Source organism: Clostridium chauvoei, from assembly GCF_002327185.1.
GTDB lineage: Bacteria > Bacillota > Clostridia > Clostridiales > Clostridiaceae > Clostridium > Clostridium chauvoei.
Genome location: NZ_CP018624.1, coordinates 1442756 through 1466125, shown reverse-complemented (window position 1 = coordinate 1466125; position 23370 = coordinate 1442756). Strand labels below are relative to the sequence as shown.

Here is a 23370-nt window from a genome sequence, read left to right as displayed (position 1 = left end):
ATGAAAATAACTAGAGATAAAAAATTTTATAGATTACTTTTAAGTATATCTTTGCCTATAGCAATACAAAATTTAATTACTTTTGCAGTAAGTATGATAGATACATTAATGGTGGGTTCTTTAGGGGAAGTACAATTATCGGCAGTGTCTATTGCAAATAATCTATTTTTTATTCTTATGATTTTAATGTTTGGATTAGCTGGTGGATCTAATATTATGATATCTCAATATTGGGGAAAAGGAGATAGAAAAACAATACATAAGATTCTTTCAATAATGTATAGAGTTTGTATTGTAATTACTTTAATTTTTATTTCTATTGCTGTATTTATTCCTAGAAAATTTATGGGGATTTTCACAACTGATTTGGCTGTAATAGAAGCTGGTTCGAGTTATCTTAGAATAATTTGTATTGGATATTTATTTTATGCAATAACTAATTGTACTATAATGATTCTTCGTTCGGTTAAAACAGTTAAAATATCAATAATTGTTTATAGTACATCTTTAATAATTAATGCATTTTTTAATTGGGTATTAATTTTTGGTAATTTAGGAATGCCAGAGCTTGGAATAAAAGGGGCAGCTATTGCAACAGTATTAGCTAGAATTTCAGAGTTTCTAATAGTTTTAGTGTTTATGAGTATATTTGAAGATAAAATAATTCTTAAATTAAGGTATTTTAAGATAGTGGACAAGATTATTTTAAAGGATTATATATCAATTTGCACACCCGTTTTATGCAATGAATTTCTTTGGTCAATAGGAGCATCAATGCTTTCGGTTGTTGTTGGAAGAATGGGAACAGAAGTAGTTGCAGCTAATAGTATAAATGGAGTTGCCCATCAGTTTGTTACAGTGTTTATATTTGGATTATCCAATGCAGCCTCAGTTATAATTGGAAACACTATTGGTGAAGGTAAGAAGGAAAAAGCTAAGGAATACGCTTTTACTATTGGAATCTTTAGTATTTTTATGGGACTTATGGCAAGTGGGATTGTTTATATAATAAGACCAATAGTAGTTGATTTTTATAATGTTAGTGAAGTAACTAAAAATATTGCAATGGAAATTATGAAAGTAACATCTATTATAGTTGTATTCCAAGCTTTAGGAGTAAATTTAATGATGGGTGTACTAAGAGGTGGTGGAGATGCAAAATTTGTTTTAGTAAATGACATTATATTTATGTGGTTGTTTGCTATACCGGTAGGGTTTATAGCTGCCTTTGTGTTAAAGCTTCCAGTAACAATAGTATTTTTAGTACTTAAATCAGATGAGATTTTAAAATCTATTGTAAGTGTGTTTAGAGTATTAAGTGGAAAATGGGTTACAGATGTAACTAGAGATTTTGCACAGGTTGAAGTTTAAATTTACTAAAATATAAAAGTTCCATAAGAATATAAGCTTATGGAACTTTTTTTAATTACTTTTAGAAGCTTTCTTTTCGTATATATAGTAAAGTAAAAATCCTACTACTCCAAAGAAAACAGGCCCTATTAGTTGAAATACAGTAGAGGTATAATCTTTAGTTTCTAAGGCTGGTTGTAATATTGTAAAAAAGTTTGCAAACCCAACTGTAAATGTAACTATAATAGCAGTTACATTAGTTATTATTGGGTTTTTATATATTTCAAAAGGTTTTTGAATTTCTTTTTTCTTTTTAAAATATATAAATCCAAAGGATAAAAACATATAGGGAATTGTCATAGCAACATTACCCATTAGTATTAGGTAGTTAAGAAATACTCCTGCACTTTTTCCACCAAAGGATGAAATAAGAATTATAGCAACTACTATTAAACATTGAACCCACATTGCATTTACAGGCATATCATTTTTATCTTTAATTGTCCACTTTTTTGGCCAAATTTCAGAAGGAGTTCCTTCTATTAATTGTTTAAGTGGAGAGTATATTAAAGTGAAAAATGCTCCAGTTAAAGCTAAGAACATTGCAAGACCAATAAATCTTGCAAACCAAGCTCCTAAAATTTCAATTCCACTAGGAGATAATTTGAAGACCTTACCTAATTCGATTCCTAAATTTTTTATAACTACATAAGAGACATTAGCCATATTTACATTAGGTGAACTTAGGATATTATTCCAATTAATAAAGAACCCTACAAATAAAATAGCTAAAGAATATCCTATAGCAATTACTAAGGCTGCTATTTTAATACCTCTTGGAAATATAACTTTAGGATTTTCAGTTTTATCAACTAAACCACCTACAGCCTCTAAACCACCATAAGCAAATAATGCAAAAACTAAAAAACTAAGTATTCCTAAAGGGGTTTGATAATTAGGATTTGGTGAATGAATAAACTCTGATACGTTTATTGGTTGAGCCATGTGAAATCCATTAGCTACTAAAACTATTAATGCACCAATAATTAAGACTATATTTGCACTAGTTACAAAAATACCACCTACTGAAGCTACTTTAGCTATACTTTTAAGTCCCCTTGATGAGATAAAGGTTATTAAAATTATAAATATACAACCTAAGATAGCTAATGTTCTTGGAGCATTTAAACCAAATAAGGACCAAGTTTCCGTTTTATCTGAACCAAATATAAGATTAGATAAAGGTACCCAAATAGATGAAGAGACACTTACCATCCATATTAGATAAGAAGCAAACCACATAAAGGTTCCAATAAAAGCATATTTAGGACCTACGGATTTTTCCATCCAAGAATATATTCCACCCTTTTCTTTTCTAAAAGCAGCTCCATACTCTGCCATCATAAAGGCATATGGAATAAAGAAGGTTATTGCAGCTAAAATATACCAAGGGATAGCTGAATAACCCATTAAATAAAAGGCTCTTGGTATATTATTAAAACCATAAACTGATGTAAAAATCATAAGTATAAGAGCGCTTAAAGTTAATTTACTTGAATTACTTTTATTAATTCCCAAAACTTAATTCCTCCTTATAAATTATTCTTAAATATGTTGCCCATATTTAAGTCATATATTAAGGAAACTTTAGGGATACTTGATAATTAAATGGAATAGTGTATAATAAAAGCACATTTTAAATTGAAGTATTTGGGTAAAATAAAATTAAAAAATTAGGGAGCTTATATGAAAAAAATAGATTTAACAAAAGGAAATGTTAAAAAGGTAATATTAACTCTTGCTTTACCTATTATAGGAAGTTCAGTTTTACAATTAACTTATAATTTAGTAGATATGCTTTGGGTTGGGGGACTTGGAAGCGATAGTGTTGCTAGTATAGGAACTTCTAGTTTTTTTATAGGACTTGGATATTCTATAAATGCTTTAGTTATAATTGGAACAGGAATTAAAGTAGCACATTCTGTTGGACAAAAAGATGAAAAGCAAGTTAAAGAATATTTAAATTCAGGGTTATTTTTAAATTTTATAATTGGATTAATCTATTCAATTATAATTATAGTTTTAGGGGGAAATTTTATAAGCTTTTTTAATTTAAATAATCCTTTAGTTGAAAGGCAAGGGTATTTATATTTACTATTTAGTGCACCTATGATGTTTTTTGCATTTTTTAATCTACTGTATATTAGAGTTTTAAATAGTTTTGGAAACAATAAAAGTGCTTTAAAAATAAGTGATTTTGGAATAGTTTTAAATATAATTTTAGATCCTATACTTATATATACTTTTAAAATGGGGGTTTCAGGAGCAGCTATAGCAACATTATTTTCAAATATTGTAATGTTTATATTATTTAATATTAAAGGTAAAAAGATGTTAACCTTTGATTTTAAATTAGGAATAAAAAAAGAAAGAGTAATTGAAATTATAAAGCTTGGCTTTCCTATGGCGTTTCAAAGGGTTTTATTTACTTTTGTTAATATAATTTTAGCAAAGATAATTGCAACCTTTGGATCAGATGCAATTGCAGCTCAAAAAATAGGTCTTCAAATAGAATCTATAATGCTAATTGTAGTAGGTGGATTAAATGGAGCTGTGTCTAGTTTTGTTGGACAAAATTATGGAGCTAATAAACTTAAAAGAGTATTAGAGGGATATAACATTTCATTATCAATAGGGATAATTTATGCAGGATTAGCATCTTTAATATTTATAATATTCCCTGAATTTTTAGTTAAACTATTTGTAAGGGAACAAGAAACTATAATAATAGGCAGTAGTTATTTAAGAATAATTGGAATATCTCAAATATTTGCTGCAGTAGAGATGGTATCTAATGGTATGTTTACTGGAGTAGGGAGACCTAAGATTCCAGCTATTATTAGTATGACATTTACTGTTTTAAGGATTCCAATGGCTTTATTATTAATTAAATATTTAGGTATAAGTGGAGTTTGGTTTAGTATATCAATATCAAGTATTTTAAAGGGGATAATAGCTTATTTAATATATAGATTGAAAATATGGAGGATTTATAAAGATGTTGTACAATATTAAGGATAAGTTAAGTAAAAAAGAATTATTAAATGGTGGATACGGACTAGAGAGAGAATCCTTAAGAGTTGATAGTGAGGGGAGATTATCATTAAAACCACACTCAAAAAATTTCCATGGCAAAATGTCAAACCCATATATAACAACTGATTTTTCAGAAAGTCAAGTTGAATTAATAACTCCAGTATGCAATAGTGCAGAGGAAGTATATAATTTTTGTAGTGCACTTTTTGATATTGTAGATTCAGAAATTAAAGATGAGTATTTATGGCCACAATCCATGCCGTGTGATATTCCAGAAAATCATAACATTCCTATTGCAGAGTTTTGTAAATGTAAAGAAGAAGGAAGAAAAGCTAGAGAGTATAGAGAAAAATTATTTAAAAAATATGGTGGAAAAAAACAATTAATTTCAGGTATTCATTATAATTTTTCTTATAGTGAATCTATAATAGAAAAGCTATATGAAAAATCAAAAAAAGATAAAAGCTATAAAGATTTTAGAGATGATATTTATTTAAAGGTAGCTAGAAATTACTTAAGATATAGATGGCTTTTAATTTATCTTTTAGGAGGAGCAGCAATAATACATGGCAGTTATGCTGGAGAATGTATTAAAAAACTACAAAAAATAGCAGATGATACATTTAGTAATGATGGAGCTTTATCGTACAGAAATGGAGACTGTGGATATGGTAATAAAATAGAGCTATTTCCAGACTATACAAATGTAAAAAGTTATGTTGGAAGTATAAAAGATTATGTAAAAGAAGAAATTATAGATAGTCATAAGGAGCTATATAGTCAAATTAGATTAAAGGCTAGGGATAATAATAGATTTTTAGATTCATTACTAGAAGATGGGATTAAATACTTAGAGATTAGAAGTATTGATATTAATCCTTTTGATAAAGTAGGTATTAGCTTAGAAGACTTAAAATTTGTAAACTTATTTACTTTATTTCTTTTAAATGAAGAAGAGGTATATTACGAAAAGTGGCAAGAAGAAGCATTATATAATCAAAAAATTGTAGCTAATTATGGTCAAAAAAATATATTACTTAAGAGAAATGGAGAAGTTATAGAAAAAGACAAGTGGGCAATGGTCATACTTAATGAAATATATAAATTAAATATAGACTTTAACTTAAATCAAGAAAAGGTTATAGAAAACCAAATAGAAAAAGTTAAAAATCCTAATATTACTTATGCAAGTAGAATTACAGAAATGGCTAGAAAAGAAGGATACATAAATGCAAATCTTAAATTAGCTAAAGAGTATAAAAATCAATCTTATGATAATAGATATAAATTAGTAGGATATGAAAATTTAGAGTTATCTACTCAAATATTATTAAAAGATGCAATTAAAAGAGGTTTAGAAATTGAAATAATAGATAAGAATGATAATTTCATAGCTTTAAAAAAGAAAAACCATATAGAATATATAAAACAAGCAACTAAAACTTCTGTAGATACTTACATATCTATTTTAATGATGGAAAATAAAACTGTAACTAAAAAAATATTACATAAAAATGGAGTTAAAGTACCTTTAGGGAAAGAATTTTATTCTTTAGAAGAAGGAATAAATAGTATTGATGAATTTATAAATAAGGAAATAGTAATTAAGCCTAAATCCACTAATTTTGGTCTAGGAGTAAGTATATTTACTAAAGGTGCAAGCAAAGAGGATATAATAAAAGCTTTAACCTTTGCATTTAAATATGATAATACTGTCCTTATAGAAGAATTTATTAAGGGAAAAGAATATAGATTTTTAGTTATAGGAGATAAGGTAGAAGGAATATTACATAGAGTTCCTGCAAATGTATTAGGTGATGGACTACATAGTATAAGAGATTTAGTCTTTGAAAAAAATAAAGATTCCTTAAGAGGAAAAGGATATAAAACTCCTTTAGAAAAAATTGTTTTAGATGAAACAGTGGAACTTTTCTTAAAGCAAAGAGGCAAGACTTTTGATTATATTCCACATAATAAAGAAATCGTATATCTTAGAGAAAATTCTAATATAAGTACAGGTGGAGATAGTATAGACTATACAGAAGATGTAAATGAAAGTTTTAAAAAGATAGCTGTAGATGCAGCTAAAGTTATAGGAGCTAAAATATGCGGAGTAGATATGATTATAGAAGATTATAATGATGAAAATTCTGATTATGCAATAATAGAACTTAATTTTAACCCAGCTATACATATTCATTGCTTTCCATACAAAGGAAAAGAAAGAAATATAGGCGATAAAATTTTAGATTTGTTAGGATTTGAATATGCTAACGAATGCTAATTTACTTTTAAGGTATTTAGAAATTAATCTGAATACCTTTTTTTATTAAAATTAATTAAAAATAGTAAATATATTTTAAAATGTAAACAATTTAATGAAATCTATAGTTATCTTATCAAAAAAATAGGTTAAATATAAATTTTTTATAAAAAAAGTCAAAATAATTGTTATGTAATCGGTATTATGGTAAAATTAAGTTATTATATGGGAAAATATTGATTATAAGTTTAATTAAATTATATAAAAATACTTTTGGATTATGAAACGTTTCAGAAATAACAAAAATTAAAAAACTAAGGGATGGTAATTAGGATGAGAAGAAAAAATTATTAGCAATGCTTATAGCTACGCAATTAGTTGCAACATCATTTGTATTTTCAGGTTGTGGATCAACATCTAAAAAGAGTGCTAGTGGAGACAAAGATACTGTTAATCTTCGTATAATGGCTACAACAGATATGCATTCAAATTTAATGGATTATGATTATTATACAGATTCTCCAACAGAGAAATTAGGGATGGTTAAGATTTCTACATTAATTAAAGAAGCTAAAAAAGAAGTAGATCCTAACAATAATTTAGAAGATTATATAGATAATGCTATAGTAGTGGACAATGGAGATGATATTCAAGGTACTCCTTTAGCTGATTACTATAATCGTGTTGAACAAACTAAAAAAGGTGAAAAGAGTCCAATATATGAAACTTTAGAAAAAATGAATTATGATATTGGAAACATAGGAAACCATGAATTTAATTATGGTTTAGATTATCTTAAACAATTATTAGGAGATACTACTTTACCAACAGTAAATGCTAATGTCTATGAAGCTGATGGAAAAACTAATGTATTTACTCCATATCAAATAATAGAAGAAAAGGTTATGGATTCAAATGGTAAAGAACAAACTATAAAAATTGGGGTAATAGGTTTTGTACCTCCACAAATATTAAGTTGGGATAAAATTAATTTAGATGGAAAAGTTGTTGTAAAAGATATAAAGAAAACAGCAGAGGAATTTGTTCCTAAAATTAAAGAAGATGGTGCAGATATTGTTATAGCTTTATCTCATAGTGGATATGGTGATGGTAAATATGAAGAAGGTAAAGAAGATGAAGCATATGAACTAACCAAAATAAAAGGAATTGATGCTGTAGTAACTGGACATTCTCATGATCAATTCCCTAATAAAAAATATGAAAAATTAGGAAATGTTGATATTGAGAAGGGAACTATGAATGGAATTCCAACAGTACAACCTTTAAATTATGCAAAGGAATTAGGAATTATAGATTTAAAGCTTGAAAAGGACGGAGATAAGTGGAAGGTTGCTGACGGAAAGAGTGAAGTTAGAACTGCTAAGGGTGTTGAAAATGATAAAGATTTAGTAGAATTCTTAAAACCGTATCATGAGAAAATATTAAATTATATAAACTCTCCAGTTGGACAAATTGCTAAAAATATAAATAGTTATTTTGCTTTAGTAGCAGATAATGCAGGAATGCAAATAATAACTGATGCAGAAAAAGAGTATGTAGAAAAATTAAGATTAAATAACCTTGAAGAAATTAAAGCATATAAGGATCTTCCACTATTAGCGTCAACAGCACCACTTAAAGCTGGATTAACAGAGGGTGGAATAAATGCAGAAGATTATTTTGATTTAAAGCAAGGGGATCTAAAGATTAAGGATGTATCTAATCTTTATAAATACCCAAATATGCTAGCTATTGTTAAAGTAACTGGAGCAGAAGTTAGAGAATGGCTAGAAATGAGTGCAGGCCAATTTAATAAACTAGAAAAGAATAATAGTGAAGCTCAAGACTTAATAAATACTAATTATCCAGGATTTAATTTTGATATCATAGATGGAGTAACTTATGATATAGACGTTACTGAAGATGCTAAATATGATAAAGAAGGAAATATTGTAAATGAAAAAGCAAATAGAATTAAAAACTTATCCTTTAATGGAAGTCCTATAGATGATAAGCAAGAGTTCCTTGTAGTAACTAATAATTATAGAGCAGGTGGTGGTGGACACTTCCCATGCTTAAAAAATGGAGATAAACTTGTATATCTAGCTCCTGATGAAACAAGACAAATTATATCAGATTATATAAAAGAACACAGTCCAGTACCATGCGAAAGAGATGATAATTGGAGATTAGTAGGTGAAGGAGTTAAAGCTAAATTTATATCAAATGAAAAAGCAGAAGAATATGTAAATGAATATAAAGGAATAACTAGTGTAGATAAAGCTGGAGATAAGCTTAAAAACTATGTATATGATTTAAACAAATAATAACAATAAAACTGTTTTCGAGTAATTGAAAACAGTTTTTATTTTTTAAATTATATTGAAACTAGAAAAAATTTCATAAAACCCTTGAAAACCGATTTACTGCCTGTTAATATGTTTACATAAGCACAATTATTAAATATATTGATGGGGGTATAAGCGATGAAAAGAAGTAAAGAAACAATAAAAATTATTATTGCAGCAACTTTAGTTACAAGCATAGGCTTAACTACTACTTTGGGAACTATTGTAAATGCAGAGACAATAGGTAATACTAATTCTGGGATGACTATAAATACAAAAGATGAATCTTCTATAATTGATAATCTTAGATTAAAATGGGAAGAAGATTTAACAGGTGGAAATAAAGTAAATACATCTAATCCTACTATAAATAAAAAGATTTCATGGTATATAAAACAAACTGATAAATACATAGCAAGTATGAATGAAAATCCTGCTAATGACTGGTTATGGGAAGATCTTAAAGATTACAAGCAAAATCCAGCAAGAATAACTTCAATGTTTAATAATATAGTTTCAATGGCTACAGCATACAGCTTACCTAATGATAAGTATTATAAAAATGAAGCTTTAAAAAACAAGATAATATATGCTTTAGAATGGATAAATAAAAATGCCTACAATGAAAACATAGAACAGTATGGAAATTGGTGGGATTGGATGATAGGAATACCTGCTAGGCTAAATAATGTAACCGTTTTAATGCATGATGATCTATCACAAGATCAAATAAAAAGATATATGGATGCAATTCAAAAATTCTTACCAAGTATAGAACCAGGAAGTAAATATCATACAGGTGCAAACCTAGCAGATGTATGTGTTAATAAATTATTACAAGGTGTAATATCAAAAGATAAAGAAAAAATAAAAGAAGCTTCAAAGGATATAGAAGGAGTTTTTGAATATGTAACAAATGGAGATGGTTTTTATCCAGATGGATCTTATGTACAACATGGAATAGTAGCTTATACAGGTTCTTATGGAAATGTATTAATTGATAAAATATCAAATATAATGTTTTTATTAGAAGGGACTCCATGGGAAATTAAATCAGAAAGCAAAAATAATATATATGACTGGATATTTAAAAGTTTTGACCCAATTATCTATAAAGGATACGTTATGGATATGGTTAGAGGAAGATCTATATCAAGATATAATAGCAATGGATATATGCAAGCATCAGGAATAATAGAAGGTATGATAAAACTTTCAATGATAGCTGATGTAGAAACATCAAATAAAATACAAGCTTTAGTTAAACAATGGGCTTTTGAGGCTTCAGATGTACTAGATTTTGGAACAAAACTTAAGTCTATAAATGTAATAAATAAATATTACGATATAGTAAATGATGGAAACGTTATACAAGCAACTCAAGGAGCTGAACATCATGCTTTAAATATGATGGACAAGACTATACATGAAAGAGAAAATTATGCACTAGCAATTGCAAGAAGTTCAAATAGAATAAGTAAATATGAATTTATGAATAAAGAAAATTTAAAACCTTGGTTCCAAGGAGATGGAATGACATATTTACACAATGATGATTTAACTCAATTTTCAGAGGATTTCTGGCCAACTATAGATCCATATAGAATGCCAGGAACAACAATAGATAAGAGAGCAAGATTAGATAAAGAGATACTACCAGAAGTAGCTCCAGGTGATGCTGCACAAGATGAAGTCTATTATGAACTTGGAAAAAGCAGTTGGTCAGGTGGTTCTAAACTCGGAGTTTATGGTATTTCAGGAATGAAGATAGACAATAAATATGATACATTAACTGCAAATAAATCTTGGTTTATGTTTGATGATGAAATAGTAGCATTAGGTTCAGGAATTACAAATCCAGAAGAATATGATAATGAAACTATAGTTGAAAATAGAAAAATAAAAAAAGATGGAAGCAATAAATTTACAGTTGATGGAGCAGAAAAGGTACAAGCATTAGGAGAGACAGATAAAATTAAAAATGCTAAATGGGCTCATTTAGAAGGAAATGTTGGTAATTCAGATATAGGTTATTACTTCCCAGAAGGTGCAGATGTAAACGTACTAAAAGACCATAGAGAAGGAAATTGGTTTGCAATAAATTCATCTAAAAAAGAAGCAGATAAAGTAGTAGAAAATAATTATTTAACTATGTATATAAATCATGGTTCTAAAATTAATAATGAAAAATATAGTTATGTTTTATTACCAAATAAATCAGTAGATGAAGTTAAAAAATACTCAGAAAACTCAAATGTTGAAATTCTAAGAAATGATGAAGTAGCTCATGGAGTGAAGCATTTAGGATTAAATATGGAGGGAGCAAATTTCTTTATAGATGGTAAAAATACTTCAGGTTCTATCACAGCTTCAGGTAATTCATCAATAATGATAAAGGAAAATAAAGACAATACTTTAACTATAGCAGTATCAGATCCAACTTTTGAACAAAATAAAATTTCTGTTGAGATAAATAAAAAAGGAATGGAAGTTTTATCTTCAGATAATGAAATAACTAATGTTAATTTTGAAAATAATAAAACATCTTTTGATGTTAATACAACAGGGGCTAGTGGGAAAACTTTTGAATTAGTTGTTAAACTTTCAGATAATTCAAATACAGAAAAACCAGATAATACTGAGAAGCCAGACGATACAGTAAAACCAGATGACACAGTAAAACCAGACAATACAGGAACCCAAGATAATACACAAAAGCCACAAGATAAAAATGAAGCTCCTATAATTAATGAAAATTTATCTTCAAAGGAAGAAATAAAAAAGAGTAACTTACCTAAAACAGGTGCTGTAGTAGGAGCAACAGGATTATTAGGAGTAGCTTTGGCTTTAGTTGGAGCAGGAACAGGATTAATGAAAAAAAGAAAAAGATAATAAGAATCATATTTAAATTAAAGGGATATCTAAATAGGTATCCTTTTTTTAGTATAAAATTAGAAAAAGGATCAATAATTAATAATGGAGAAATTATTAATTATTATTTTAATAGAATAACAAAAAATAATTAAACTTTTCTTAAATATATAGTTGAATATAACAAAAGAAAAAATATATGTTATAATCTAACCTGAACTACTTAATTACGACTATTAATTAATAATAAGGAGGAGCTAATGATAGTAAACTATAAGAAAAAGAAAAAAAAGTTGTCTAGGTATATAGTATTAAATATAGTGATGTTTGTTATTTTTGGAGCAATAATATCTAAGTTAGTTTATCTTCAATTATACAAAGGTGAAGATTACAAAGAAAGAGCAGATATTGGGTCTACAAGGTTTGTAGCAGAAAAAGCTCCAAGGGGGAAAATACTAGACAATGAAGGAAATATATTAGCTACTAATATTCAAACATATGCTTTAACTTATACTACCACAGATGAATCAGAAAAAGATTTCTATGGAACAATGGATAGTATCTTTAAGATTCTAGATGAAAATGGAGAGAAGTTCCAAGATGATCTAATGCTTAAAATAGATAATAATGGAAAGTTCTATTTTGATTTTAAAACAGATGTAAAAGAAGAACGTAATTCAGTAGAAATACTCTTTAAAAGAGATAGAGGATTAAATGAAAAAATAGAAAAAGAATTATTTAAAGATAAAAAGGGAGATTTAACAGATGATGATATAGAAGCTGTAAACAAAGAACTGTTAAAAATTACTCCTGAAGAAACATTTTATGAACTAGTAAAGGTTTATAATATGTATGAACTTATAAACAATAAACCTACAGAAGAACAACTAAAAGCTTATACTAATATGAGTGGAAAGGATATGACCTTAGAATTACTAAATAAATATTCAGCTAATGACATAAGAAAATACATGGTGGTAAAAGACTCTATTAAAATGCAAAGCTTTAAAGGATATAGAGCAGTTACAATAGCTAGTAATATTAAAAAAGATACTGCATTTATAGTTTATCAAAGGTTAAACGATTTAACAGGATTAGATGTAAGCTTAGAGCCTATAAGACATTATCCTTATAATAATTTAGGGTCTGCAGTTTTAGGGTATATATCTCCTATAAATAGTTCTCAAGAAAAAAAATATGAATTAAGAGGATATGATGCATCTTCAGATTTAATAGGGGTTTCAGGAATTGAAGCTGCTTTTGAAAGTCATTTAAAAGGAACTAAGGGTGGAACTACTATAAAGGTAAATTCTAAAGGAAGAAAAACAGAAGAATTATTTAAGTTAGAATCTTATCCAGGAAATAATATACATTTAACTATAGATAAGGATATTCAATATGCAGCTCAAGAATCATTAAAGGATATATTAAGTAAGGTAAATACTATGGTAGACTTTAATGGGGCAACCTATGCATCAGCAACAAGAGGAGCTACTGTTGCTATAGAAGTTAAAACAGGAAGAGTGCTTGCTTTAGCAAGTTATCCAGACTATGATCCAAATATTTTTGCAGTGCCTGGTGGATTAACGGCAGAAGAAAGTCAAAAATACTTTAGTCCAGATTTTGAAGCTTTTTATAAAGATTATGTAGCTAGAACAAATGCAAAAGCAACTTTAGATGAGTTGTTTCCAGAAGAAGATGGAGTTAGAAAAGATGATAAGGATATTTACCCAAGAAGCTTCTTTAACTATGCAACTCAAGGGTTAATACCTCCAGGATCAAGTTTTAAGCCTTTAACAGCAGTAGCTGGGTTAGAAGAAGGTGTTATAACACCAGGTGAAATTATGAATGATACAGGAATATGGAACATACATAAAGATATTTTTGGTGATTATGCACCTACTAACTATGGAAAGTTACCTAATGGACCTGTAGATGTTAGAAAAGCATTACAAGTATCATCTAACTTCTATTTTTATGAAACAGGTTTTAGATTATATCAAAAATATGGTTCAAAAGTAGAGGCTCTTAATACAATAGCTAAGTATGCTTATAAATTTGGACTCGGTTTAGATGCTAATAGTAATATGAAGCCAGAAACAGGAATAGAAATAGAAGAAAATTTTGGGCAAGTATATAATTTTGAATCTTTTAAAGATGGTGCAGTAAATTCAGCTATGTTCTCATTAGTTGATTTCTTAGAAAAAGGTGTTTATGGAGGATATAACTTTATACCCCTTGATATTAGAAAATCAGATGATGATACAGACGAGCTAAAGATAGCAAAACAAGCTTTAAAAGATAAAGTAATAAGTAGCTTAGAAACAGTAGGAACAAAAGAACATTCATTGGATGCAGATGCTTTTGCTGAAAATATTGAAAAAGAAATAAAAGCTGTTATGAATTCATCAGAAAAATATAAGAGTAATGTAGCAAACTATGAGAAAAGTAATAATAAAAAAGTAGACCTTGATAGAGAAACTAGAATAATAGCTGCAGCTATTGCTCAATTTACAATCTTTGACCAAGCAAGTGCGATTACATCACCAGCAGAAATAGTAAATGCTGCAATTGGGCAAGGGATAAGTAGATTTACACCACTTCAACTTGCGAATTATGTAGCTACATTAGCAAATGGTGGAACAAGATACAAACTAAGATTAGTAGATAAAATAACTGCACCTACAGGAGAGGTTATTCAAGAGTTTAATACAGAAGTAGTAGAAAAATTTAATATAGATCCTAATAACCTAAAAGTAGTAAAAGATGGTATGTACAGAGTTAATCATGCTGATCCAAGTTCATTTGTAGTTCAACAATTTGGTAATTTCCCAATACCTACCGCAGGTAAAACAGGTACAGCCGATTTCTTAAATACAGATGAAGCTTATGATTATATAGGGAGAGACCCTTATGCAACTTATGCTAGTTTTGCACCAGTAGATGATCCACAAATTGCAACCTTTACTGTTTTATATGATGGTGGTAGAGGTAGTTATTCATCATACCCAACAAAAGCAATTTATGAAGCTTATTTTAAAGATCAGTTGCTAAAGATGGATCCAAATTATGCTAGTAAATCAGAATCATTTAGAAAATATGTATCAGAAGCACCTATAAAGGATAATAAAAATACTCAACATTAAATATGGTTTAAAAGGGATGGAGGAATAGAAATGACAGAAAAGGAAAAGATGATAAAAGGAGAACTATATCTTCCTTTTGATGAGGAATTGTTTAATGAAAGGCAATATGCCAAGGAAATTATATTTAAGTATAATTCATTAGAACCAAAGGCAGTAGAAGAAAGAAATGAACTTTTAAAAGAGCTTTTTGGTTCAATAGAAAAAGGATTTTTTATAGAACCGCCATTTAGATGTGATTATGGTTATAATATACACTGGGGAGAAAATTCTTATGCTAATTATAATTGTACAATTTTAGATTGTGCAGAAGTTAAAATAGGTAAGAATGTTTTAATAGGACCGAATGTAAATATATTTACGGTAGGACATCCAATAGATACAGAACTAAGAGTAAAAGGATTTGAATATGCATATCCAATTGAAATTGGAGATAATGTATGGATTGGTGGCGGAGTTACTATTAATCCAGGAGTTAAAATAGGTGCCAATACTACAATAGGTTCAGGAAGTGTAGTAACTAAGGATATAAGATCAGGAGTTATAGCAGTAGGGAACCCTTGTAAGGTTATAAAGGAAATTAAAAATAAATAATAAAATAAGTTTATTTAGCTAATACTAAGTGAACTTATTTTTATTATTTGGATAAGTAAGTTTAAAATGGAGATACTAATTATATTATGGAATCTAAAAGTTTTATTTTAAATTAATTAAGGTGGTGTCATAATATAATGGAAAGAGTATGTCCTCATTGTGGTAATGTAATAGATGAAAACACAATAAAAAATCAAACAGAGCTATCTTTTTTTGAATCTATGTTTACTTCAATTAACGTAATGCCAGGACCAGGATTTAGTGGCGTTATGCCATTTATTAATTCAGTAAATAATATTTGTCCTTATTGTAGAAAGACATTTTAAAAAGTAATAATAGTATTTTCATATGGGGCTGTCGCATAGCGGGTAAAAAAATCCGCTAGCGATAGCTCCTTTTCTATATTTTTATAAAATTTATTACACATTTTATAATATAAATAAACTCTATTTAAAAATAGACGCACTTTAATAAAGCTAATAAAAAAGACTTAAAAAATTTAACTATAAAGCTTCTTTTAGCTCAAATAAATGCTTACCAGTTCGGTTAGATTGTATTTTGTTATGTAATTTATTAACATTATGAGCCATAGCAATTAGGATGCTTTCTGCTAAAACATTCTTTTGACCACGACACATAAATCTTCTGAAATTCATATCATGTTTTACTTGTGCAAAAGAGCCTTCTGCTTGAATACTTCTATTCATTCTAAGTAAGATGCCTTCATCAGTAATAATTCTTTCTAAATCTTCTTTTCTTTGACGATTAAACTTTTTTGAAGTTTCAAGTTTCTTAGTTCTTTCCCCCAATGGAATTTTAGAATTATTTCCTTTAATACATTTACTCTTAAAGCTACAATTACTACAGTCCTCACATGAATAAATTGTTTTTTCACTTTCATATCCTGTTTTAGATTTCTTGAACTTTATACCATTGACTTTTAGAGTCTTACCATTCTGGCAAATAAATAAATCATTCTCAGCGTCATAATCCATATTTTCTATTCTGCCAATATCATTCTTATACTTTCTTGTCTTTGATATTTCATAATTAGAAGGTTTAATAAATGCTATTTGATTATTATCCTCAATAAATGAGTAATTCTCTTCACTTTCATAGCCAGCATCAGCAACTATTTTTGAATATTTAAAATTTAGATGCCATTCCATACTTTTTAAAAAGGGTATTAATGTAGTAGTATCTGTTGGCTGTGGTCCCACAGTAAGCCACGAAATATATTCTGCATCAACACCGTGTTGTACATTATAAGCAGGTTTAAGTTGACCATTTTTCATAGCATCTTCTTTCATTCTCATAAAAGTAGCGTCATTATCTGTTTTTGAATAACTATTTCTTTCTCCGCAGGTGTATACTTTTTGGTTATATTCTTTGAATTTTGAAAGATACTCTTCAAGCTTCTCTATAGATTTTTGAAGTGGTGATTTTCTTTTACCACATCCGTGGACGAATTCAATAGTTTCAATTTTCTTTAATTCATAAAGCCTTTTCTTTAGCTTTTTTACGTGCCTCATTTGAACTTTATTTTTATAAATCAATTTAATACCATAAAGTTCTTCGCATTCTTTTACAAGGTCGGCTATTTTTGTTAATAATTTAGCCATGTTTTTTGTCACAGCTTTTTTCCAAATGAATGTATATTTATTTGCATAAGCTTCTATTTTAGTACCATCAATAAATATTGATCTGCCTGATATTTCTCCAATCTCATAAAGAAAATTAGACATTTCAGCCAATATCTTTTCAGCACATGGAGCAAAATGTAAACTTCTAAATCTTGCAAATGTTGAGTGATCCGGAGCAGATGCCCCTTCGAGTAAAAACATAAAATTTATATCTCTAAGACATGCTGTTTCTATATCTCGTGAAGAATAGAAACCATTCATATATCCATAAAGCACAATCTTTAACATGTTCGTTGGCGATACTTGATTTTCTCTTATTTTAGAATAAGTAGAATATAGGTCAGTTAAATCCGTCTCCTCTACAAACTGACTTAGTAATCTCACCGAATCATTTTCTGGAATTATGCAATCTATATCAAAAGGAAGTTTTAATTGATAAAACTTTCGATTTACAGTATAATTTTGTTGTAAAATATTTTTTAGTTGCATAAAAAACATTTTACCATAAATCCTAAACTATTGAGTTTGGGATTTATTTTTTTTTGCATCAAAAAGGAGCTGTGCACTATTATTTAGTGCGACAGCCCCATATTTTTATTTAATATAGAATAACTTGCGAAAAATAATAAGATTAGAGTATACTTTAATATTAATAAGACATGGTGGAGGGACAAATTTGGAAACTAATATAGGAATAAAAGAAAAAAACAAAGTAAAAATAAAAGAACCTAAAAATTTTAGAGTAGTTATGCATAATGATGATTTTACAACTATGGAGTTTGTAATAGCTATACTTATGGATATATTTAATAAAGATATTAAAGAAGCTAATAAGATTATGTTAGATGTTCATAAAAAGGGAAATGGAGTAGCTGGTATTTACCCTTATGACATAGCTTTCTCTAAAGTTTCTAAAGCAATGAATTTGGCTAGAGAAGAAGGTTTTCCATTTAAATTGACTGTGGAGGAAGAATAATATGTATATATCACAAATAGTAAATGATATTTTAATTAGGGCTTTTAATTTTGCAAAAGATAATAAAAATGAGTATGTAACTCCTGAGCATTTATTATATGCTGCTTTAGATGAGGAAATTTTTAGTAAAGCTTTAATAGAATGTAATGGAAATATAGATGAAATAAAAAAGGACTTAAAAAATTATATAGAGAATTATGTAGATAAAATAGAGGGAGTGGAACCAGAAGAAAGCATTGGGGTTAAAGACTTGATTTTCATAGCAGGGAAGCAAGCTACTTTTAGTGAAAGTCAAATAATAGATTTAGAACATATAATAGCGGCATTATATGATTTAGAAAATAGCTATGCTGTATATTTTTTAGAAAAGCAAGGTATATCTAAGGGCGATTTATTATTTAACTTATGTCATAGAGAGGAAGAGGATGAATATTTAGAAGATATACAAAAAGAAAACAATAAAACGACTAAAAGTAAAAATCAAGATATAATAGAAAAATATGCAGTGAATTTAACTAATCTAGTAAAAGAAGAAAAGCAAGACCCATTTATAGGCAGAGAAGATATAATAGAGCGAACTATACAAATTCTTTGTAGAAGAACTAAAAATAATCCTATTCATGTAGGAGAACCTGGAGTGGGAAAAACTGCTATAATTTTAGGACTTGCAAGGCTTATTTCTGAGGGAAATGCACCAAGTAAATTAGAAAATACAGAGATATTTTCTGTAGACATAGGATCTATACTAGCGGGTACTAAATATAGAGGTGATTTTGAGGAGAGAGTAAAAAAATTATTTGATGCTATAAAAGAACATGAAAATCCTATTGTATATATAGATGAAATTCATAATATAGTAGGGGCTGGGGCTTTAAATGGTGGAGCCTTAGATGGAGCATCATTACTTAAAGGTTACTTATTAGAAGGAAAAATAAAATTTATAGGATCAACAACTTATGATGAATATAAAAAGCATTTTGAAAAAGATAAAGCATTAGTTAGGAGATTTCAAACTATAGAGGTAAAAGAAACTTCTATTTCTGAAACTATTAAAATTATAGAAGGTCTTAAGAAAAATTTTGAAGAATATCATAATGTAAAATATACAGATAAAGCTATAGAAATAGCCGTAAATTTAAGTAATAAATATATAAATGATAGATTTTTACCAGATAAAGCTATAGATATAATAGATGAAGCTGGTGCATATGTTTCTATGAATAATAAAAACAATTCAACTAATATAATAGATGAAAAAGTTATAGAAGAAATTATATCTAAAGTTTGTCATATACCAAAACAAACAGTAGAAAGTACTGAAATTAATTCTTTAAGAAACTTAGAGAAAAGGTTAAAAGAGAATGTATTTGGGCAAGATTTAGCAATAGATGAGGTTTCAAGATGTATAAAGATGTCAAGGGCAGGATTAAATGATGATAATAAGCCAATTGCATCTATGTTATTTGTAGGACCTACAGGCGTTGGTAAAACTGAAATTGCAAAAACATTAGCAAAAACGCTTGGTATTGATTTAGTAAGATTTGATATGAGTGAATATACAGAAAAGCATTCAGCTTCAAAATTAATAGGAACACCACCAGGATATGTTGGCTATGAAGAAGGTGGAATGCTTACAGATTCCATAAGAAAAAACCCTAATTGTGTACTTTTACTTGATGAAATTGAAAAAGCACATAGTGACATATTAAATGTTTTATTACAAGTTATGGATTATGCAACCCTTACAGATAATAAAGGAAGAAAAGCTGACTTTAGAAATGTAATTATAATTATGACCTCTAATGCAGGGGCAAAGGATATAGGAAAATCCTTAGTTGGTTTTGGAAGAAGAGAAATAAACTTTGACGCTATAGATGAAGAGGTTAAAAAAGTCTTCACACCAGAGTTTAGAAATAGGCTAGATAAAATAGTTACATTTAATTATATAAATGAAGAAATGGCAATAAACATAATTAAAAAAGAAATAAATAAGTTTAAAGAAAAATTACTAAATAAAAATGTAATAATGAGCTTTAATGATGAGTGTATAAGTTATTTATCAGAAAAAGGAATATCACGAGAATTTGGAGCAAGAGAAATACTAAGAATAATAAATTCAAGTTTAAAACCATTGTTAATAGATGAAATTCTTTTTGGAGATTTATCTAAAGGTGGGAAATGTAATATTACTATAGAGAATGGCAAATTTAAACTGGTTATTATGTAATTTAACATATATAATGATATGTGAGTTTTACAAATGAATTAATGTTTAGTAACAAGAATAATAAGAGGTGACGATTTTGAATAATGATATAAATAAAATTCAAGAAGATATTTTAAAAGCTGATATTAGAAAAGCAGAAAAAATATGGAAGGCTATGGATGAAAATTCATCTTTAGAATACCATTTAGATAGAATGACAAAGGAAGAACTTGTAAAGGTAGCATCAAAATATAATGTAAGAGGAATTACTTCATTAAAAAAAGCAGATGCAGTTTTAAAAGTTAAAGAAGGAATTGTAAACAACATAGATTCAGTATTAAACCTTCTAGATGAAGATGGAGTAGAATATATTGAAGAACTAATAAGACTAAAAGGAATAAAAAATTATAAATGTAGTGAACTTATAGATGCAAACTATTTTAGAAATAGAGGATTAATGTTTACAGGTATGATTGATAAAAAACTAAATATAATTTTACCTGAAGAAGTATATAAAATATTAAAAGATAAGTTAACTGATAACTTAAAGGAAAGAGCTAAAAATAATACAGAAATTATTAAACTATTTTCAGGAATGGTTTATTTTTATGGTGTTTTAACTTTTGATAAGTTTAAAGAATTAGTTCAAAGTTATATAGATTTTTCAATTGATGATATGGATATAAATACTCTTATTATAAATGGAGAAGAGTTAGGATTCGACTATCAAATAGAGGGAGATTTAGCTTATCATATAGATGTAGAAGAACCTTTAGCTATATTAAAAGAGCAAGAGGATAATAAAGAAATCAATTATATTAAAATAGATAAAAAGACTCTTATTAAAGCTTCAAGACCAGACTTTATAGAAGAATGTAAACAAGGTGAAAAGCTTGAGAAGGTAATGGGACAATTATTTGTTATAGATAAAAAAATTCTTAAAGAAGAAATAGATAGTTTTTCAATAGCTATAAAAAATGAAGTAGCTTTAGAAGAGGCTATAGAAACTTTTTTAGAAGCTTATGAAATAGAATCTGATGAAGAGAAAAATATATTTACAGCTGAACTTACAAAGCTTGCAAAATCAATTAAAAGATGGGCTTTAAAAGGACATACAGAAAAAGAAATAGAAAATAATAAAAAGACTATAGTAAATGAAGAAAAAATAGGTAGAAATGATCCTTGTCCATGTGGAAGTAATAAAAAATACAAGAAGTGTTGTGGAAGATAGTCATAGAAGTGTCACTTTAAGGAGGGGGAATTATGGTATTTAAATATATACTATTAGTTTACGGGTTTTGTGAATTTTTATTTGGTGCTTTCTTTTGGTTTAATAAAAAAGAGTCGATAGTAAAAACTATGATAGAAACCTTTGGGATTTTTTCAGGTGATATAAATTATGAAGATATAAAAGATAAAAAAGCTTTTTCAAGATGGGTAGGAGAAGTTATTATTATGGGGGGATCTTTATATACATTTTTAGCTTCTGCATCTATATTTTTTGAAATAAATGTAGTTGTTGTAATAGCATTTATAGCATTAATAGAAATTATTTTCTTTAAAATTATATTTAAAGGATATAAAAAATTTATTTAAAGTTAGTAGGTGTGATATGACGAATCAAAGGTATCTTTTTAACAATTATATAAATATAGCTAGAACTTTTGTTTCTGAAAAGAATCTTTTTAAAGCATTAAAATTTTATAATAAAGCATATAAGTTACAAGAAGGAAAAGAAGATATAGAGTTAATTTTAGATATGGCTCTTCTTTATGATAAAGTTTTAAGAAAAGATATGTCAGAAGAAAAATATAGAGAAGTCTTAGAATTAGATGAGAATGAAGCAAGAGCCTATTATGGATTAGCAGTTTTATATGATGAAGATGGTTTTTATAATGAAGCTATAGAATTTTATAATAAGGCCATAGAAAAAGATAATAAATATGATAGAGCATACTTTTTTGTAGCAAATGTATATGATGAGATAGGGGAAAAAGACAAGGCCATAGAGAATTATAAAAAGGTCTTAGAGTTAATACCTAATGATTTATGGGCAAATGCAAATTTAGCTTGTATATATGATGAATTAGGAAATTTAGATTATGCATTAAAATATATGAAAAGAGCTTTAGAAATTTCACCAAAACATTTTAGAATACTATTTAATATGGGGGTATTTATTAAAAAGCTTGGAAATATAGACGAAGCCATTAAATATTATGAAAAGTCTATTGAAGAAAATCCAAACTATCCTTATAGTTTTTTAAATCTATCAATTATATATAGAGAAAATGAAGAATTTAAAAAAGCTATAGAAATAATAACTAAGGGAATAGAAGAAAATAAGGATGAAGGCTTTTTATATTATAATAGAGCGTGCTTTTATGTAAATATAGAAAAGCTAGAAGAAGCTTTTTATGATGTATTAAAAAGTATAGAGTTAAATGAGTTTTTTTATGAATATATGAAAAAAGATAAAGAGCTAGATAAAATAAGGACTTTATCTATATATAAAGAAAAATTTATTTAGAAATAAAATTGATAATAGAAGATATTTTTAATATAACTTTCTAAAAAAGGTAGTTATACACTATCTTTTATGGTTGGAACTATAGATTTTATGATTATATTTATAGCTTTAGTATTTGGAGTATTATAATAATTTATAAGATAAGGGCAAGTTTTAATATTACTTGCCCTTTTAATTATTTATTAACAAATTTTTCTTAAAAACTAAAAATAAAATGTTGACAAAGAATTTTGATTGTAGTATATTTTGATTATCAAATTATTTAAACCTCAAAATATTTTGGGGTCACCAATTGAATTTAAGTTAAAGTTAGATTATTATAGTATCATAGTTTAACTTTAAGAAGAAAA

At 27.5% G+C, this 23370-nt stretch carries 15 protein-coding genes; 13 read left to right on the top strand and 2 right to left on the bottom strand.

Annotated elements, in window-relative coordinates; genetic code table 11:
• Nucleotides 1-1371 (top strand): MATE family efflux transporter, encoded by a 1371-nt coding sequence (locus BTM21_RS06885; RefSeq protein WP_021875439.1) that lies wholly within the window; start codon nt 1-3, stop codon nt 1369-1371.
• Nucleotides 1372-1422: 51 nt separating this feature from the next.
• Here the strand turns inward: BTM21_RS06885 and yjeM are convergent, their stop codons facing one another.
• On the bottom strand, nt 1423-2922 hold the full coding sequence (gene yjeM / locus BTM21_RS06880) for a glutamate/gamma-aminobutyrate family transporter YjeM (protein WP_079481821.1): 1500 nt from the start codon (nt 2920-2922) through the stop codon (nt 1423-1425).
• 174 nt (nt 2923-3096) lie between these two features.
• On the opposite strand from yjeM, the gene BTM21_RS06875 reads away from it, so the two are divergent.
• From BTM21_RS06875 to BTM21_RS06845, 7 genes are all read left to right on the top strand, one after another.
• Entirely contained in the window at nt 3097-4425 is a 1329-nt protein-coding gene (locus BTM21_RS06875; protein WP_021875441.1) for an MATE family efflux transporter, read from the top strand.
• Complete coding sequence (gene gshAB, locus BTM21_RS06870; protein WP_079481288.1) at nt 4409-6730, top strand: bifunctional glutamate--cysteine ligase GshA/glutathione synthetase GshB; 2322 nt, start codon at nt 4409-4411, stop codon at nt 6728-6730. The genes BTM21_RS06875 and gshAB overlap by 17 nt, the downstream gene beginning before the upstream one ends.
• A 335-nt stretch (nt 6731-7065) precedes the next feature.
• The gene (locus BTM21_RS06865; protein WP_096145384.1) at nt 7066-9036 is read left to right on the top strand and encodes a bifunctional 2',3'-cyclic-nucleotide 2'-phosphodiesterase/3'-nucleotidase; all 1971 of its coding nucleotides are present in this window, start codon (nt 7066-7068) and stop codon (nt 9034-9036) included.
• 159 nt (nt 9037-9195) lie between these two features.
• The gene (locus tag BTM21_RS06860; protein ID WP_096145383.1) at nt 9196-11949 is read left to right on the top strand and encodes a polysaccharide lyase 8 family protein; all 2754 of its coding nucleotides are present in this window, start codon (nt 9196-9198) and stop codon (nt 11947-11949) included.
• Between the two features lie 239 nt (nt 11950-12188).
• Nucleotides 12189-15074, top strand: coding sequence for a penicillin-binding transpeptidase domain-containing protein (locus BTM21_RS06855; protein WP_079481290.1), 2886 nt, complete (start codon nt 12189-12191; stop codon nt 15072-15074).
• A gap of 30 nt (nt 15075-15104) precedes the next feature.
• On the top strand, nt 15105-15665 hold the full coding sequence (locus BTM21_RS06850) for a sugar O-acetyltransferase (protein WP_021875446.1): 561 nt from the start codon (nt 15105-15107) through the stop codon (nt 15663-15665).
• A gap of 137 nt (nt 15666-15802) precedes the next feature.
• Entirely contained in the window at nt 15803-15991 is a 189-nt protein-coding gene (locus tag BTM21_RS06845; RefSeq protein WP_079481291.1) for a hypothetical protein, read from the top strand.
• 177 nt (nt 15992-16168) lie between these two features.
• On the opposite strand, the gene BTM21_RS06840 is transcribed toward BTM21_RS06845, so the two are convergent.
• Nucleotides 16169-17797 carry an IS1182 family transposase gene (locus BTM21_RS06840; protein WP_096145471.1) on the bottom strand — a complete coding sequence of 543 codons (1629 nt, stop codon included), beginning with the start codon at nt 17795-17797 and terminating at the stop codon, nt 16169-16171.
• Nucleotides 17798-17984: 187 nt separating this feature from the next.
• Here BTM21_RS06840 and BTM21_RS06835 point away from each other — a divergent pair, with 187 nt between their 5' ends.
• The 5 genes from BTM21_RS06835 (at nt 17985) to BTM21_RS06815 (ending at nt 23020) form a co-directional block, all read left to right on the top strand.
• Nucleotides 17985-18284: an ATP-dependent Clp protease adaptor ClpS gene (locus BTM21_RS06835; protein ID WP_021875447.1), complete on the top strand. Its 300-nt coding sequence runs from the start codon at nt 17985-17987 to the stop codon at nt 18282-18284.
• A gap of 1 nt (nt 18285) precedes the next feature.
• Nucleotides 18286-20511 carry an ATP-dependent Clp protease ATP-binding subunit ClpA gene (gene clpA, locus BTM21_RS06830; RefSeq protein ID WP_021875448.1) on the top strand — a complete coding sequence of 742 codons (2226 nt, stop codon included), beginning with the start codon at nt 18286-18288 and terminating at the stop codon, nt 20509-20511.
• 76 nt (nt 20512-20587) lie between these two features.
• The gene (locus BTM21_RS06825) at nt 20588-21721 is read left to right on the top strand and encodes an SEC-C metal-binding domain-containing protein (RefSeq protein ID WP_021875449.1); all 1134 of its coding nucleotides are present in this window, start codon (nt 20588-20590) and stop codon (nt 21719-21721) included.
• 32 nt (nt 21722-21753) lie between these two features.
• Nucleotides 21754-22086 carry a hypothetical protein gene (locus tag BTM21_RS06820; protein WP_079481292.1) on the top strand — a complete coding sequence of 111 codons (333 nt, stop codon included), beginning with the start codon at nt 21754-21756 and terminating at the stop codon, nt 22084-22086.
• A gap of 16 nt (nt 22087-22102) precedes the next feature.
• Complete coding sequence (locus tag BTM21_RS06815; protein WP_021875451.1) at nt 22103-23020, top strand: tetratricopeptide repeat protein; 918 nt, start codon at nt 22103-22105, stop codon at nt 23018-23020.
• Nucleotides 23021-23370: the final 350 nt, after the last annotated feature.

What these genes read in the sequence shown, in the direction of transcription:
- BTM21_RS06885 (WP_021875439.1), top strand. Translation starts at nt 1, where the DNA reads ATGAAAATAACTAGAGATAAAAAATTTTATAGATTACTTTTAAGTATA.
- BTM21_RS06875 (WP_021875441.1), top strand. Translation starts at nt 3,097, where the DNA reads ATGAAAAAAATAGATTTAACAAAAGGAAATGTTAAAAAGGTAATATTA.
- gshAB (WP_079481288.1), top strand. Translation starts at nt 4,409, where the DNA reads ATGTTGTACAATATTAAGGATAAGTTAAGTAAAAAAGAATTATTAAAT.
- BTM21_RS06865 (WP_096145384.1), top strand. Translation starts at nt 7,066, where the DNA reads ATGCTTATAGCTACGCAATTAGTTGCAACATCATTTGTATTTTCAGGT.
- BTM21_RS06860 (WP_096145383.1), top strand. Translation starts at nt 9,196, where the DNA reads ATGAAAAGAAGTAAAGAAACAATAAAAATTATTATTGCAGCAACTTTA.
- BTM21_RS06855 (WP_079481290.1), top strand. Translation starts at nt 12,189, where the DNA reads ATGATAGTAAACTATAAGAAAAAGAAAAAAAAGTTGTCTAGGTATATA.
- BTM21_RS06850 (WP_021875446.1), top strand. Translation starts at nt 15,105, where the DNA reads ATGACAGAAAAGGAAAAGATGATAAAAGGAGAACTATATCTTCCTTTT.
- BTM21_RS06845 (WP_079481291.1), top strand. Translation starts at nt 15,803, where the DNA reads ATGGAAAGAGTATGTCCTCATTGTGGTAATGTAATAGATGAAAACACA.
- BTM21_RS06840 (WP_096145471.1), bottom strand. Translation starts at nt 17,797, where the DNA reads ATGCAACTAAAAAATATTTTACAACAAAATTATACTGTAAATCGAAAG.
- clpA (WP_021875448.1), top strand. Translation starts at nt 18,286, where the DNA reads ATGTATATATCACAAATAGTAAATGATATTTTAATTAGGGCTTTTAAT.
- BTM21_RS06820 (WP_079481292.1), top strand. Translation starts at nt 21,754, where the DNA reads ATGGTATTTAAATATATACTATTAGTTTACGGGTTTTGTGAATTTTTA.
- BTM21_RS06815 (WP_021875451.1), top strand. Translation starts at nt 22,103, where the DNA reads ATGACGAATCAAAGGTATCTTTTTAACAATTATATAAATATAGCTAGA.